Consider the following 16661-nt stretch of genomic DNA (forward strand, 5'->3'; position numbering starts at 1 on the left):
TAGTATAGTTTTGCTTTATTTGCAATAGATTAAACCTTTATATCAACTTTGTTTTTTTTAGTTATTATGGTATAATATTCTTAGAGTTTAACTCTATAGAAATTTGTATATAGGTCAATTTTTTCAAGGTACTTTGTTCTCCTTAGTCATGGGAGGAAGTTATCAAGAATCAATTAGTCCTATGATTTAAGGAGGTTTTTTTAATGGCAGACAAAACTATTGTATGCAAGGATTGTGCAAAAGAATTTGTATTTACTGAAGGAGAACAAGCTTTCTACAAAGAAAAAGGATTTGAAAATGATCCTGTAAGATGCCCTGAATGTAGAAAGAAAAGAAAAGCTGAAAAAAACGGAGCAAGAAGCAGATAGCAAAAGAGAGGTCAAGCCTCTCTTTTATTGTTTATATATTATCACTATATTATTTTCTTATTATGTTACCTTTTTAATACCTTTGCTAAAGCCTTTTTTAATATCTTTGTTAAAGGCAATGCTAAAACTATTCCTGCAACTACTTGAGTAATGTTTCCAGGGATTTCTGCTGCTGCTAGTATAAACGCTTGACTAAATGCTATATTAGTTATAAAATGCATTATAATTACTCCAGCTACATAATAAGCGCCTATCATCCATATACCACTTAAAGCAAATCCAGCTATGTTATTCAATACATTATTTCCATCATAATCTTTTCTATAAGCTATACTTGCTGCAATATATGCCATAACTCCTTTTATAACAAAGGTAAAAGGTGCCCATACAGCGTATGGTGAAAGTAAATCAAACATACACATTCCTATAGCTGCAGATAAAAATGCCTTTTTTCTTCCAAGTAGCACTGCTGCCAAGAAGATCATAGTATCTCCAAGATGAACCACACCTTTTACAATAACACCACTTGGTATATTAATAACAGCTGTAGCAATATAAGTCATTGCTGCCATAAGTGCTACTTGTACCATATCTTGAACCTTTACACTACTTGCCGTAACTTTTTTATTTTCCATTACTTAAATTCACTCCTCTTCTATACAAAAACTTTTGTCAAAATTTTTATTCAGTATTAATTATATTGTCATACAAAAAAATATCAAATGTACCCATACAGTTTTATGAGTTATCCATTCCAAGTCAAAAAAACTATATTAATAATTTTAGTGAAAATTGTTAACACTAAAATTACTAACATGGTTTCTTTGAAATAAAAATAAATATCAAAAAGGAGGTGGAGAACTGATTTCTGTAGTAATTGAATCCTGTGATACTACCGTTCTATTTAGTTAATAGAATGAAAAACTATGCAAAAATCAATTTGTCATGGTTTTAGAAATCAGGTAATTGCATATGACTATTTTACGTTGGATAGGCGGTTTCGTATTATTGTTTTGGGTTATAGGTCTTATATTTAGAATAGGAGGCAGCTTCATTAATCTACTATTACTTATAGCTGCAATAGTATTTATTATAGACGCACTATTTGGCAGAAAAAAGGTGTAATAGATTGTAAAAGAGTTCAGTTTATATCTGGGCTCTTTTTGTTTTCAGTATACTTTATAATAGCTAAAATTCTGTGTATACTTAAAGTAATATTGTATGTTATAATTTATTCTGTGTAAGAAGGGGGATATTTTTATGTCTAATTTTATGGAAACAAGGGTATTTAATATAGCTAAAATTTTATTTACTAGAATTGTAGATTTTTTGAATAGATACTATTTTATCTTTATAGGTTTATATTTTTTACGTAAAGCTATACTAACTGCCCTTCACTCTAATTCAGGGGTTGATTATAAAACCTACATATTTGTACTAGCTTTTGCTAGTTTTACGGCATATTCTGAAATAAGAAAAGATGTAAACTGGATTCCATTTATAGCATTAGCCATTCCTTTTATGTTGTTTATATCTTATATAAATGTTCACGGTTATGAATTTTGGGGAAAAATGCTTAGCTGGCAAATTAGCCGGAATATAGTGGTAGACTTAAATCCTATATTTAAAAATATACCATTTAATGACGCTGCATTTATTAGATCATATAAATCAGAAACTCTAACTTGGATTCTCAGAATGGTGTATAATAATGGATTTGTTCTTCCCATATTACTTCCACTTTATAGAGCCTTCGTTTCAAAGGATTTTAAGAAAATGGTTAGGTATGCGTTATCTGGACATGTATTGCAAGTGTTTTTAATAACACCATTTTATCTTACTTTCCACTTGCAAGAAGTATGGTATGTTCTTGGTCATCCTGATGGTCTCGATAGACACTTAAGCCCAGAAGCTGCAGCAGGAGTAGCATTAAACTGTTTTCCTTCAATGCATACATCTATAGCCTTTGCAGCATTTTTACTAGCTAGAAGAGAAAGTAATAAAATCTTTAGTTACCTATGGCAATTTTTCTGCTTAAGCGTCATATTCTCTACAATGTATTTAGAGATACATTGGATTATAGATGTATTTGCCGGTATAATATTTGCTTACGGAACTGTAAAGTTAGTAGATTTTCTACTTGATAAAAGCAAAATATTTCTTCACAAACCTCTTAACATTATCTACTATAAAAAAACGAATTCCAATTATATTGGAAACTACTATACCAACTCTTTACAGTAGCAAAATAAAGAAGGTTTAAACTTTAATCATATTTTAAATGTTAAAGTTTAAACCTTCTTTATGCATATGTTATATCTAAGTTAACTATTCTGATTTACCAATATCTGATAGCACTAATCCTTTATTATGTTCTAATGCCCAACCTATAGCCCATTCGCTTTGGAATATTAGAATATCTCTATCTTTTAAATCCTTAACAATCTTAGTGTCACTTGTCAACACAAGTTTATCCGCACTAACCTCTGAACTTTCTATCCATCTAATTGCTCTATAAGCTAGTCTATCCATTTTTATATCTACATTGTATTCATGCTTCATCCTATATTCTAAAACTTCAAACTGAAGCACACCAACTACACCTACAATAATTTCTTCTATACCTATATTCAATTCCTTAAATACCTGTATAGCTCCTTCTTGAGAAATTTCAGTTACACCTTTTATAAATTGCTTTCTTTTCATAGTATCTAATGTTTTAACTCTAGCAAAATACTCTGGTGCAAAAACTGGTATACCTTGAAACTTAAATTTTTCCGAACCTGAGCATAGTGTATCCCCTATATTAAAAATTCCTGGGTCAAAAACACCTATTATATCTCCAGCGTAAGCCTCTTCTACAATCTCTCTATCCTGTGCTAAAAATTGCTGTGGCTGAGCAAGCTTAATCTTATTACCACCCTGCATATGAAACACTTCCATACCTTTTTGGAATTTACCAGAACAAATTCTCATAAAAGCAATTCTGTCTCTATGGGCAGGATTCATATTTGCTTGAATTTTAAATACAAATGCAGAAAAGTTATCCTGGAACACGTCTACTTCACCTTGATTTGATTCTCTTGGTAAAGGTGATGTTGTTAAGCCTAAAAAGTCTTTCAAAAATGGTTCTACTCCAAAATTAGTTAAAGCACTACCAAAGAATACGGGAGTTAAGGATCCCTCTCTAACCTTTTCTAAACTAAATTCATCTCCAGCTATATCAAGTAACTCTATATCTTCCATTAGTTTTTGATGAAGTGGGACTCCTAACAAATCCTTAAAGACCTCATCATCAACTTTACCTGCTATTGCTTCTACTGCAGTTTGACCATGGTTTCCACCATCAAATACTTCTATTAAATTTTTATTTCTATCATATATGCCTTTAAAGTCCGCTCCTGATCCTATAGGCCAGTTTATTGGATAAGATTTTATTCCTAAGGTATTTTCTATATCTTCCATTAGTTCGAAAGGATCCTTACTTTCTCTATCCATTTTATTTACGAAAGTAAAAATAGGTATACCTCTCAAACTACATACATGAAAAAGCTTTTTTGTTTGTTCCTCAACACCTTTTGCTGCGTCAATTACCATTACAGCGCTATCTGCAGCCATCAACGTTCTATATGTATCTTCACTAAAGTCTTGGTGACCAGGTGTATCTAATATATTTATACAGAACCCATCATAATTAAATTGCATAACCGATGAAGTAACTGAAATACCTCTTTGCTTCTCTATTTCCATCCAGTCAGAAACAGCATGCTTTGATGCTTTTCTAGCTTTTACTGAACCTGCTAATCTTATTGCGCCTCCATATAATAAAAGCTTTTCTGTTAACGTAGTCTTTCCAGCATCCGGGTGTGATATTATAGCAAAGGTTCTTCTTTTCTCAATTTCTCTTACTAATTCTGCCACAGCTCTCTCTCCTCTTCTTATTTTGCTTTCAACAATGATTTTAACTTCATTATATATTAATGTCAACTTGTGTACCTACTTATACTTTAACACTAATTTTTTACTTTTATTTCAATTATGTATAATAAACCCTATATTATTTATATTAAGTATAGATAACCACGCCCGAAATTTAATTTACACTCTGGGATATATTACCATGTTTCGTCACGTTAAATATTTTTAATTAGTCTAAAGCTCAAATTTGATAAAAATCTAAGAACTTTGATAAACTCGCTATGCTCAAACATATCTAAAGTTCTAAGATTTTTTATCAAATTTTCGCTAAGACTAATAAAAAATATTTAAATGTGACTTCAACATTGGTAATATACCCCTACGCATAAATTAAATTTAAGTTGAGGTTATCTATATATACAAGTTTCTATTAAATATATTATAAAACCAATTCATTAAGTTAAACGTTTAGAATATCTTCAAGTTAAACCTTATTTTATTATATAAATCTACAATCATTATTTATTTTACTACTATAAATGATATAATAATTATGGGTCTGTGACAAATTATTTTTATAAAAGTTATCTTGGGGAGGGTTATAATGTATAAATTAGTAGCATTAGATATGGACGGTACTCTATTAGACAAGGATAAAACTATTTCAGAGGAAAACTTTAAAGCAATTCAGGATGCCAGAAAAAAAGGCGTAAAAGTTATTTTAGCTACTGGTAGACCTTTAAAAGGAATTGAAAATTATTTACAGCAGTTAGACTTAGTAAGTGAAGAAGACTATGCTGTAGCCTTTAACGGTGCAGTAGTTCAAAACGTTAAAACTGGAGAAGTTTTGGCTAAAAATTATATGAATATGAATGACATTAAATACCTATATAACTTAAGTAAGGAGCTTGATGTAAATATTCATACTTTAACATTAGATACATGTTTAACACCTAAACTTAACAAATACAGCGAATTTGAAGCTGAAATGAACAATATACCACTTAAAGTAGTTGACTTTGACAACTTAGATCCCAACACTACAATAGTAAAGGTAATGTTTATAGATGAAGAAAATATACTTAACAGAGTAATAGCTAACCTTCCTAGTGAAGCTTATGATAAGTACACAGTAATTAGAAGTGCTCCGTATTTCTTAGAATTTATCAACAAGAAGGTACATAAAGGTTTTGGAATTGAAACCTTAGCTAAAAACCTTGGAATAAAACAAGAGGAAATTATCTGTATGGGGGATGCCGGCAACGATATCCATATGATAGAATATGCTGGTCTTGGAGTAGCAATGGGGAATGCTTTTCCAGAAGTTAAAGAAATAGCTAACTATGTAACAAAGACTAATGATGAACACGGTGTTGCTCATGTAATTAATAAGTTTATACTAGACAAAGAAAAAGTATGTTAAAAAACTGTAGATTGCAGGGTAGTTTCTTACTTCTGCAATCTACAGTTTTTTATACAATGTAACTTTATTTACCAGGTATAAAACCTACCTTTTTCTGCATCTTTCTAAGAACTTTATTTGATGTATAATATGCTTTTTCAGCACCTTTTTTATATACACCTTCAAGGTAATCCTTATCAGATAATATGTCATTAACTTTCTTTTGTACTGGTTCTAATTCGTTAACAATTGCTTCTGCCACATCTGATTTGAATTGAGCATACCCTTGACCTTCATATTTTTTCTCGATTTCATCAAAGCTCATTCCAGTTATTGCACTTAGTATAGTTATTAGATTTTTTATTCCTGGCTGATCATCATTGTATCTAACTAAACCTAAACTATCAGTAACACATCTGTTTATCTTCTTTCTTATAACCTCTGGTGGATCCATGATTAATATATAGCTATTTGGGTTATCTGAGGATTTTGACATTTTCTTAGTTGGCTCCTGTAAGTCCATAATCTTTGCTCCTGTTTCCGGTATATATGGTTCAGGAATAGTGAAAGTTGGACTATATAAGCTATTAAATCTTTCAGCAATATCTCTTGTAAGCTCTAGATGTTGTTTTTGATCTTTTCCAACTGGTACTAAATCAGTATTATACAATAATATATCTGCTGCCATTAATACAGGATAGTTTAGCAATCCTGCACTAACAGATTCCCCATATCTTTTTGACTTATCCTTATACTGAGTCATTCTTCCAAGTTCCCCTATATAGGTAGAGCAATTTAGTATCCATGCCGCCTCTGAATGAGTTGGTACATGAGATTGAATAAATATAGTGTTTTTATCTGGGTCTATTCCTGCTGCTAAGTATATGGCAAGTACTTCTAAGGTTCTTCTTCTTAAATCTTTCGGCTCCTGTTTTACTGTTATTGCATGCAAATCTACCACACAATAATAGCAGTCATATTGATCCTGTAGCTTAACCCAATTTTTTAAGGCTCCTAAATAATTTCCTATAGTTAAGTTACCTGATGGCTGAATTCCACTAAAAATCACTTTCTTCTTGTCTTCCATAAAAACTACCTCCAAGTTATCTCATAAAATATTAAAGCTCTTTACTCAAAAAAACCCTATGATTAAAAAATCATAGGGCGTGTTATGGGCGCTGTACCACCTATATTCGAAAAAACCATAGTAAGTCTTTTCCTCATTAAAGATACATAAACATATCCAGTCTTATAACGTAAGACTCACGTCCAAGAACTACTTTGAATTCATTCTGCTCCTCCAGAACCCATTCAACTTAAACATAACTACTGTAATCCCACCATCTACAGCTCTCTTCCAGTCTGTTTTTAAGCTTACTTGCTTTCTATCAAAAGATTTTATATATTATTCATTTCTAAAATTATATTATTCATTAAATGAGGATTTGTCAATACTTTCATAGAACTTATTATTAAAATAAGTGCCATGTTATAGCTTCATGGTACTTTTATAGATGTTTACTTTTTCCATAATCCATGTAGATTACAATAAGCTCTTGTAAATACTACATCTTCACCCAATCTAAATACAGCTTCTGGTTTTTCACCTGGCTTAAACCACTTTCTATATACTTTATTTGCGGTGTGTACTTCAACCCATTCAATATAATGTTCATCTGTCATAGGATGTTCTACTTCCCCTACTTTTACAATTACTCCATCTAAAGTTTTTTCTATGAATGGAACGTGTTTTTCAACAGCAGCATCTGTTGTATTTTCTGTGAGAAGAGTCATTGGTCTTCCACAGCAGTTCAAAGTTCCTCCAGCTTTATGAAGTACCTCTACTATATTACCACAGACCTCACATTTGTAAACTTGCCTTACCTCTGTCATTATAAAACCCCTCCTTGTTACAACACCTTATATTTATTAATAATTATTCTACACTTATAATTATTCTGCATAAGTTAAAATATTCCTTCTTATTTTATATTTTTAATTTTTCACACTTTTAAATTTAAAAGTTCCAGTTCTATATAGTGGACAAAGCTAGAAATTTAACTTATACGTAGGAATATGTTGTCAAAACTGAAAGCACATTTAAAAACTTTTTTATCAGTCTTAGTGAAGTGTTTTAGAAAATCTTAGAACCTTATATATGTTTGAGCGCAGCGAGTTTATATAAGGTTCTTAGATTTTCTTAAACACGAACTTTAGACTGATTAAAAGTTTTTAACGTGCTGAAGTGTGACAACATGTTCCGGAGTATAAGTTAAATTTCCATCCATGAACCTTACAATTTTATATAACCACTTTAACCTCATGTGAACCTTCCTTCAATATAGGAATTACTCCATCTTCTAATTTGTTGTTATCCAGCCAAATTCCTTTGCCTTCTCCTCTAACAACATTTATATTATACTTACATTGCTCTCTAGTATAATAAATATTGTAACTTTTCCAATCATCGGGTACACAAGGCTCTACAGTAAATCCTTTCTCCCCTTTAAACTTCAGTCCAAGTATGCTTTCAATACCTGTTCTATACATCCAGCCAGCAGCTCCTGTATACCAACTCCAGCCGCCTCTTCCTGTATGAGGTTCCACTGCATAAACATCTGCAGTCATTACATAGGGCTCTACCTTATAAACCTGGGAATTTAAATATGACTTTGAGTGATTTATAGGATTTATCATATGGAAAGTTCTCCAGGCCTTATTATTATACCCCATTTTAGCCATAGCCAATATTACCCATATAGACGCATGTGTGTATTGACCACCATTTTCTCTTACACCTGGTACATATCCCTTGATGTATCCTGGCTCTAAGGTAGATTTATCAAAGGCTGGAGTTAATAAAAGCACTATTCCCTTGTCATCTTTTATAAGATTTCTTTCCAAAGCCTCCATGGCCTCTTTTCTCCTAGACTCTCTTGCGGCACCAGATATTACTGACCAGGATTGTGATAAAGAATCTATTTGACATTCATCATTTTGCAGTGATCCAAGAGGAGTTCCATCATCAAAGTAGGCTCTTCTATACCAGCCTCCATCCCAAGCATTATGCTCTAAGTTTTCCTTTATGAAATCTTTTAGTTCTTTATATTTGTCTGCAGTATCTTTATCTTGTTTTTTCATACATATATCTATAAATTTATCTAATATACTATATAAGAACCAACCAAGCCATACACTCTCTCCTTTACCCTGGTTACCAACAGTACTCATACCATCATTCCAATCTCCAGAGCCCATTAACGGAATATTATGAGGACCAAATTTTAATGATTTTTCTATAGCCTTTATACAGTGTTCATATATAGTTCCTTTTTTATCAGATACCTTAGATATGTTATATCTTTCATCCTCACCTTCTTTTAATTCTTCATCTTCTAAATATGGGGCCTCTTCTTCTAAAATGCTATAATCCCCTGTATTTTTTATATAATCTATAGTGACGTAAGGTAACCACAATAAATCATCAGAGAATCTTGTTCTAATACCACTTTCTACTACAGGATGCCACCAGTGCTGCACATCTCCTTGTAAATATTGTTTAGATGCACTATATATAATATGCTCTCTAGTTATATTGGAATTAAGATAGCTTACAGCCATTACATCTTGCAGCTGATCTCTAAAGCCATAAGCACCTCCTGATTGATAAAAGGCAGTTCTAGCCCAGAATCTGCAGGATATAACCTGATACATAAGCCATCCATTAAGTATTAGATCCATAGACTTATCTGGAGTTTCTACATGTATTGTATTAAGCATCTTCTTCCAGTAAGCTTTACATTTATTTAATTCTTCCTCAGCCTTATTTTCTATACTGTACTTTTCTATAACCTTGTGAATATTTTCAAAACTTTCTTCTTGACCAAACAATACTGTAATTTCTTTTTCTCCATTAGCAGCTACAGTAACCTTAACATTTTCTGCAATACAAGGATCATATCCAGCTCCAACCTTATTAGAAAGCTTAATTTGTTTAAGTGATTTTGGTTCCTCTACACTTCCTCCTCTACCAATAAACTCTTTTCTGTCTCCAGTAAAAGATAACTCATCTCCACCTAATGCCTTCATATAACAAATCAATTTTCCAAAATGTTCGCTATAGGGATTTCTAGCATATATATATTCTTTCTCACTATTAAAACCTGTAAAAATGTATTGGGCTGTTTGTTCATGAGTTACTCCAAGTACCAATTTAGCATAATAACTTATGGACAATTTTCTTTCAAGTTGTGTGTTATTTTTAAGTTTTATTCTGCAAACTTTCACACTTTCATTAATATCAGCAAACATAGTCATTTCGCCCAGTATTCCATACTCTTCATGTTTAAAGGTTGAGTATCCAAATCCATGTTCTATGAAATACTCTCCCTTATTCCTTATAGGTTTAGGTGATATACTCCATATACTTCCTGTAATTTCGTCTCTTATATATACACTTTCACCTTCATTATCTATTACAGGATCATTTGACCAGGTTGTTAACTTGTTTTCTCTACTATTTTTGTTCCAAGTATATGCAACACCATTCTCTGAAACATGAAAACCAAAATTTCCGTTAGAAATTACATTTATCCAAGGAGCAGGTGTATTTTCATAATCCTTTAATAATATAATGTATGAATTACTTGCTTCATCAAAACCACCTATGCCATTAAAATAGTGCAAGTGAGGAAGTGTAAATTTATGTGATACAAAACTATATTCCTTACTTTCTACAGGTAAAAGTTCTATAGTGCTTTCTGTGTTTTCCTCTTCATCTTTAATTTGTGACTTTAACATACCTTTATCCCCGTATATTACAAGTCTAGAAATAGCAATTAGCAGGTTTATATCCTCTTCAACTATAGTAGCTCTATTGTGTAAGAAGATTCCTCCAGACTTATTTTGCTTATCTCTTGCATGGCTTGAGCTTATTAAGTCTCTTACAGCATCCTGAAGTGATTGTATATATGAATTTTCTTGTAAATTAACTACAACTAGATCTACCTTTAACCCCTTTGTACTCCAATACTCATGGGCATTAATCAGTTGCCTTACTAAATCTACATGATGCTCCTCTTTTATTATTAGTAGTACTATAGGAACATCTCCAGAAATACCATAGGTCCATAAAGCCGACTGTCCTTTACTTAAATTTGTAATATATTCATGTCTTTTCTTTAATGAGGTATTAAGAAATAAAATTTTCGATGCCATTGATTGATACATATTTGCTTGTGTTGATTTTATGCCTAGATAGCTTAATTCAAGCTGTGTTGCCGACCAAGTTAAATCAAAGGCTCTATCTACATTACCCAGGTCTTTGTATTTTTTTGCAATATCAATTATTTCCTCTTTTGAATCTGCTACAGCTGTAGTATAAGCTACTCTACAAGTTTCACCTTTTCCTATTGTCACCCTAACTCTCATACTTATTATAGGATCTAAAACTGCTCCTACAGTCATTTTTAATTGTGCATCATTATCCATAGCCAGGGGATTTGATAAAGTTCTCCCTCTGCCTATAAAATTTGCTCTATTAGTTTCGCATTGTGTTTTTCCAATAGCAGTTCCTTCTACTGCTACAGTTTGCATAATCCAAGGCCTTTTCTGCCCTTTGGCTCTCGGTCTTCTATTGGCAATAACACAATCTAATTCCTCTAAATATTCAGTTTTGATAAATAAATTACCAAAAGTAGGATGCACTAAATCTGCATTATATGGAGCTAAGGTTACCTCACAATAGCTGGTAATTTCAATTTCTCTTGTATAATCACTGTTATTTGTTATACTAATTGTTCTAACCTCAGCATTATCTTCATTAGATACTGTTATTTCTGTATTTGTTCTTAAATTACCATCTTTTCTTTTGAACTCTACTTTGTCAAGGGAAAATATAGCTTCATATTCTTCTCCTTCGTACTTGCAAGGTTCGTAGGTTGAACTCCAGTATTCATTTGAATTTAAGTTCTTTATATAAAAAAACATCCCTGTATTATCTGTAGTTACATCCTCTCTCCACCTATAGACCATCATGTCATCTTTTTTCGCATATCCACCACCACTGTTAGTTATCATTAATGAATAAGCACCATTTGATATCAGTTGACATTCTGGCATTTCTGTATTGGCTGTATCATATGGTCTCACAACTAAGCTTTGATTTTTATTTGTAACTTCACGGCTATCATACTGTTGCTCCCTATCATAAATAATAGCCTTAGGAACTCTTTCCTGAAGCAATAGTTCCGTTGCCTTCACAGCAGGAATTTTATGAAATCTCTCCTGAAGAACATTATTGTTTAATACGTTATCTAAGGCCATTAGACTCATTCCCTCATGATGAACCATAAAACATTTTACTATTTCCGCTTCTCTTCCTTTAGCAAGTCTTTCTTTAGTATAATCTATAGCTTCATAAAATCCATATCTTCCTTCCATTCCAATATCTATAAGCTTTTTAATGTTATTTATAGCACCTTGTAATTCAATTTGAAGTGCCATAATAGTAGAATATGGAGATATTACTAATTCGTTAACCAGCCCTCTCTTAAGTCCTAATCCAGGAACTCCAAAGGCCTTATACTGATAATTAGAGTTAACATCAAAATAGTAGAATGCTGATTCAGATATTCCCCATGGGACATTTCTATTTTTACAATATTTCTTTTGGCCTTCAACTACTGATATATAGGTTTTTTCTAACAAGGTGTTAGAGTAGTTTCTCATAATTATAAGAGGCATAAAATACTCGAACATTGTACCGCTCCAAGATACTAAGCTCTTATTCTTTCCAATAGCGGTCATAGCTCTCCCTAGTCTAAACCAGTGAGATTGCTCTATCTCCCCTTTAGCAATGGAAACAAAACTAGCTTGCCTTGACTCTGATGCCAATAAATCATAGTAGCTGTTACCTAGACTATCTCTTTCTACGTCATACCCTATAGAAAAAAGCTGTCTCTTATAATTGTAAAGCATTTTAAAATTAGTATTATTAGATATGTTATCCAATATTTCTCTCAGCTTTTCTATTTTCTTTATTAAACTATTTACTTCTCTCTTACTAGTCACAAATAGTTGCTTTAGTTCTCCTATCCAAGGTTCATTTTCATTTGAACTTTTATATAGTTCATTTAATTGAAGTTCTAGTTCATCAACGTTATCAGAAAAATTAATCAAAGATATATTGGAGCTTATGTTGTTAAATTTATTCATAATATGTGGTTCATCACTAGTTTTCTCTGTTATTAAATCAAGCCACGGAAATATTAATTTCATTTCTTTTAAATATTTTCCTATATCTTCTCTAAGCTTAGTATTCCAATATAGCTTCTTTGTTTTACCAGCTTCTTCTAATCTTATAACCACTGCCCATAATTCATGCAAAAATTCCTTCCATGAAACAGCATTAAATTTCTCACTATTGATTTCATCTGTTATTTGTCCATAGTAATTATTTAAATCATCTATATCTGATAACTCTTCTTTTGCTAGTTTTAAGGTATCTAATAATCCTAGTGCTAGATTTTTATTAAATATAGGTGTAGTTAAGTACTCCTTTAAAGACTGATTAGTAAGCCACAAATATCCAACTAAGTTTCCGCTATCTACTGTAGATATATATCTAGGATAAAGTGGCTGTTTTGTTTTAGTGTCATACCAATTATAATAATGCCCGCTATATTTCTCTAAGGATTCCATGTTATTAATTATAGTATCAATTCTTTCCACTAACTCTAAAATACCTATATAACCTAGGTCAAAGGCTACCAAGTTAGAAGTAATACCCATACCCATATTAGTAGGAGAAGTTCTAGTTGCAATACCATTGCTAGGATCTTCTTGATAGTTATCTGGTGCAAGCCAATTATTTTCTTGTGCTACAAAATCCTCAAAATATGCCCAAGTCTTCCTACATAATCTTCTTAGCAGCGTTTTCTGTTCACTGTCTATGTCTTCTTTCACATCTTTTATATGTCTGCTTATGTTATAAGCAATCCATGGACTTAAAAACCATATTACACAAGATGGAAGCATTAGTATCACAGTCTCTTCAGAATTTCTTAGAGCCATAAATATTATAAATACACTTATTAAGCTGCCAATCCACATAGAGGCTAAAAAATCTTTTAATTTTCGCCCTGAATTTGCTTCTACATCTGCCGCTGTTTGCCATTGCAAGAGATGTTTTTTACTAATAAATAATCGATACAAAGTTCTGACAATAGCATCAAGCATCAGATATGCTTGATAAGGTAAAAAACAAAATATTAAAAAAAACTGTTCAACAGCAATCTTCCAGCTGCTAATTTTTCCCGATAAACTTATTCCTCTGATTGGTGATACTACAATTTCCGATACGTCAAAAAATATGGGACACAGTAATGCAATAAAGGCAACTATAAGCCATTCATCTGGGTTTTCAAATATAATCAATGATACTATTACTAAGATTATAATAGATGGCGCTAAAAGACTTCTTCTCATGTTATCTACTATTTTCCACTTAGATAAACTATTCAATGGGCTCTTTCTAAATAACCAAGGAAGTAATTGCCAATCTCCCCTAACCCATCTGTGTAGTCTTTTTGAACTTGAATTATAATAAGCTGGGTATCCATCCACTAATTCAATATCTGTAACTAATGCAGCTCTAGTATATGATCCTTCTAGTAGATCATGACTTAATACTGAATTTTCAGGAATTTCATCCTTAAGTATACTAATAAATACATCTACATCATATATTCCTTTACCTGTAAAAATACCCTCATCAAATAAATCTTCGTATACATCGGATACAGCACTAGTATATAAATCCATTCCTGTTTCTCCAGAAAATATTCTAGAGAATAAAGTTTTATTAGCGCTTAAGCTTCCTACACTGACTCTTGGCTGCATTAGTCCATGCCCTCTAATCACCTTTTTCTTTGCGTTATCTACATAAGGTCTGTTTAGTACATGAGCCATAGCACCAACTAATTTTTTTGCACTATCCCTTGGCAGCTGTGTATCTGCATCTAAAGTTATAATATATTTAACTTTAGATAAATTATTTATATCTCCACTAATTACATTGTAACTTGTATCTTTGTCTCCTCTAATTAGATTATTGAACTCAACAAGCTTACCCCTCTTTCTTTCCCAGCCAAGCCAAATACCTTCTTTAGAATTATATTGTCTATATCTATTGAAGAAATAAAATATATCCTCTCCACTACTGCTATACTTTTCATTTAATTTTTTTACTAAACCTAGGGCTGTTTTCACTATGGTGTCATCTTCTTCCTCATGTTCTTTATCACTATCTTTAAAATCTCCCAATAACGCGAAATACAAATTTTCTTCTTTGTTTGCTAAATAATAAACCTCTAAATCATTTATCAGATTCTTAACTCTTAATTCTGCATCTAATAGTGTAGGTATTATAACTATGGTGCTGAACTCCTCTGGAATTCTACCTTTAAATTCAATCTTTGGAATATACCTAGGTTTCACAATTTTACTTATATTCCAATTAAAGGTAGATACAATTATTTCACTACAAGGTATTAAAATAATTAATGCTGCTATAATATATTTCCATATTACAGGAGCTGTATCATAGTAGAAACTTATGCTTACTATTGCTGCAGTTAAAACTATTGTTCCTAAAAGTATACTCCCTATATAAAAGCTAACATTTTTACTTCTAGCTTTACTGTCTATAGTATTTATTCCAGCTTCATCAAACTTTATCTTATTTTTTAAACACTGTACTCCATAGTCAACAATATAATATCCCACATGTTTCTTATATTCTTCTAAGCTATGGTTATTCATAGCATCTTCTGCACATTCAATAGCTTTTTTTGCTATAAAAGATTCTGGCATATTTATCTTTCTAGATAGTCTTTCTATATAATGTCTGTAATAATCCCTAGATTGAAAATCCATTTCTTCATATATATGTAGTGGATCTTTTCTTAAGATATTTTCTACATAACTTAATTTTTCAAAGCTATCCCTCCAATTTATAGCCTCAACTTCTCTAATACTGTTAATTGAGTTTCCTATAGATGCTTGGTATGATATTTCTTTCTGATGTTCCACAATAATTATTTTTTCTGCACTAGTTTCTTGACTATCTAATAGTTCATCTATCCACTTATAAACTATAGGATTTTCTACTCCATTATCTCTTATTACTTTCAATAACCTTTCAATAAGCTTAGGAGTAAAAGTTATTTGCTCTGCAGATAGTTTTTTAATTTCATCCTCTATTTTTTCATTAATGGAAGCATCTATAATTCTTTCTGCGATGCTGTCTCCTTTTTTTCTTTCCTTTTGAATAAAGACTATCCTATCTGTTATTTTACTTATATTTTGTATTAGCGCTATTTTAATCATTGCAGGAAGGGCCCATAATTCCCCACTTGTAAGCACAGTATTACTCTGGTATGAATTTATAAAAGTTTCTATAGTTTCTTCATCAATTTTACCATCAGTGTGTGCTACCAATTGTACAGCTAAATAATATACTCTTGGATAACACTTCATGCTACCTTTACTTATGACAGGAAGCTTCTTATAATACTCCTCTGGCATGTTGTGTCTTATATCCTTATACTCCTTTTGGATTAAATAAAGATTATCTAGAAGCCAATCCGCAGCTTGAATAACTTCATTTTTATTTTTAGCTTCTATATCTAGGTAGTCATAACCATCAAGTATTTTTCTGTAACTGGAATCTAAACTTTTTATTAACATCCTCCTGCAATTTGTTCTTTTAGTTACCTTAGAATAATTAGATATCTCAATAGCATGCTTTTTGAGTTCCTCCTTATTTATTTTTAAGCTTGGAACTTCCTCCATTATGTTTTCTTCATCTCTTTCGTTTCTATTAGGTATTATATAGACAGCCGCTATCAATATAATTAGTGCCAATAATATAATATAAAGCATAAAAATCCATCCTTTCATGTAAAAAGAAT

Annotated in this window: 9 protein-coding genes and 1 other annotated feature; of the genes, 4 read left to right on the forward strand and 5 right to left on the reverse strand. The window is 31.6% G+C overall.

The features are described 5' to 3' along the window. Positions 1 to 203: 203 nt before the first annotated feature. Positions 204 to 368 carry a zinc-ribbon domain-containing protein gene (locus HGI79_RS05195; RefSeq protein ID WP_185649600.1) on the forward strand — a complete coding sequence of 55 codons (165 nt, stop codon included), beginning with the start codon at positions 204 to 206 and terminating at the stop codon, positions 366 to 368. 65 nt (positions 369 to 433) lie between these two features. Here the strand turns inward: HGI79_RS05195 and HGI79_RS05200 are convergent, their stop codons facing one another. Further along, on the reverse strand, positions 434 to 1003 hold the full coding sequence (locus HGI79_RS05200; protein WP_185649601.1) for an ECF transporter S component: 570 nt from the start codon (positions 1001 to 1003) through the stop codon (positions 434 to 436). A gap of 337 nt (positions 1004 to 1340) precedes the next feature. Here HGI79_RS05200 and HGI79_RS22680 point away from each other — a divergent pair, with 337 nt between their 5' ends. Next, entirely contained in the window at positions 1341 to 1493 is a 153-nt protein-coding gene (locus HGI79_RS22680; protein WP_241428142.1) for a DUF5670 family protein, read from the forward strand. 135 nt (positions 1494 to 1628) lie between these two features. Next, on the forward strand, positions 1629 to 2612 hold the full coding sequence (locus tag HGI79_RS05205; RefSeq protein WP_185649602.1) for a phosphatase PAP2 family protein: 984 nt from the start codon (positions 1629 to 1631) through the stop codon (positions 2610 to 2612). A gap of 84 nt (positions 2613 to 2696) precedes the next feature. On the opposite strand, the gene HGI79_RS05210 is transcribed toward HGI79_RS05205, so the two are convergent. Further along, on the reverse strand, positions 2697 to 4289 hold the full coding sequence (locus HGI79_RS05210; RefSeq protein ID WP_185649636.1) for a peptide chain release factor 3: 1593 nt from the start codon (positions 4287 to 4289) through the stop codon (positions 2697 to 2699). A 601-nt stretch (positions 4290 to 4890) separates the two neighbouring features. Between HGI79_RS05210 and yidA the strand changes: the two genes are divergently transcribed. Beyond that, positions 4891 to 5709, forward strand: a complete 819-nt coding sequence (gene yidA / locus HGI79_RS05215) for a sugar-phosphatase (RefSeq protein ID WP_185649603.1) — start codon at positions 4891 to 4893, stop codon at positions 5707 to 5709. Between the two features lie 64 nt (positions 5710 to 5773). Here yidA and trpS read toward each other — a convergent pair whose 3' ends face one another. The 3 genes from trpS to HGI79_RS05230 form a co-directional block, all read right to left on the reverse strand. Continuing rightward, positions 5774 to 6775, reverse strand: coding sequence for a tryptophan--tRNA ligase (gene trpS / locus HGI79_RS05220; protein WP_185649604.1), 1002 nt, complete (start codon positions 6773 to 6775; stop codon positions 5774 to 5776). 70 nt (positions 6776 to 6845) lie between these two features. Beyond that, positions 6846 to 7089 (reverse strand) — a binding site (T-box leader). Positions 7090 to 7206: 117 nt separating this feature from the next. Next, entirely contained in the window at positions 7207 to 7581 is a 375-nt protein-coding gene (locus tag HGI79_RS05225; protein WP_185649605.1) for a desulfoferrodoxin, read from the reverse strand. A 408-nt stretch (positions 7582 to 7989) separates the two neighbouring features. Further along, a complete protein-coding gene (locus HGI79_RS05230) occupies positions 7990 to 16632 on the reverse strand; it encodes a GH36-type glycosyl hydrolase domain-containing protein (protein ID WP_185649606.1) in 8643 nt (2880 codons plus the stop codon). Positions 16633 to 16661 lie beyond the last annotated feature (29 nt).

Source organism: Clostridium sp. DJ247, from assembly GCF_014231265.1.

Coding starts and splice junctions, on each gene's coding strand:
- HGI79_RS05195 (WP_185649600.1), top strand. CDS start 204: ATGGCAGACAAAACTATTGTATGCAAGGATTGTGCAAAAGAATTTGTA.
- HGI79_RS05200 (WP_185649601.1), bottom strand. CDS start 1,003: ATGGAAAATAAAAAAGTTACGGCAAGTAGTGTAAAGGTTCAAGATATG.
- HGI79_RS22680 (WP_241428142.1), top strand. CDS start 1,341: ATGACTATTTTACGTTGGATAGGCGGTTTCGTATTATTGTTTTGGGTT.
- HGI79_RS05205 (WP_185649602.1), top strand. CDS start 1,629: ATGTCTAATTTTATGGAAACAAGGGTATTTAATATAGCTAAAATTTTA.
- yidA (WP_185649603.1), top strand. CDS start 4,891: ATGTATAAATTAGTAGCATTAGATATGGACGGTACTCTATTAGACAAG.
- trpS (WP_185649604.1), bottom strand. CDS start 6,775: ATGGAAGACAAGAAGAAAGTGATTTTTAGTGGAATTCAGCCATCAGGT.
- HGI79_RS05225 (WP_185649605.1), bottom strand. CDS start 7,581: ATGACAGAGGTAAGGCAAGTTTACAAATGTGAGGTCTGTGGTAATATA.
- HGI79_RS05230 (WP_185649606.1), bottom strand. CDS start 16,632: ATGCTTTATATTATATTATTGGCACTAATTATATTGATAGCGGCTGTC.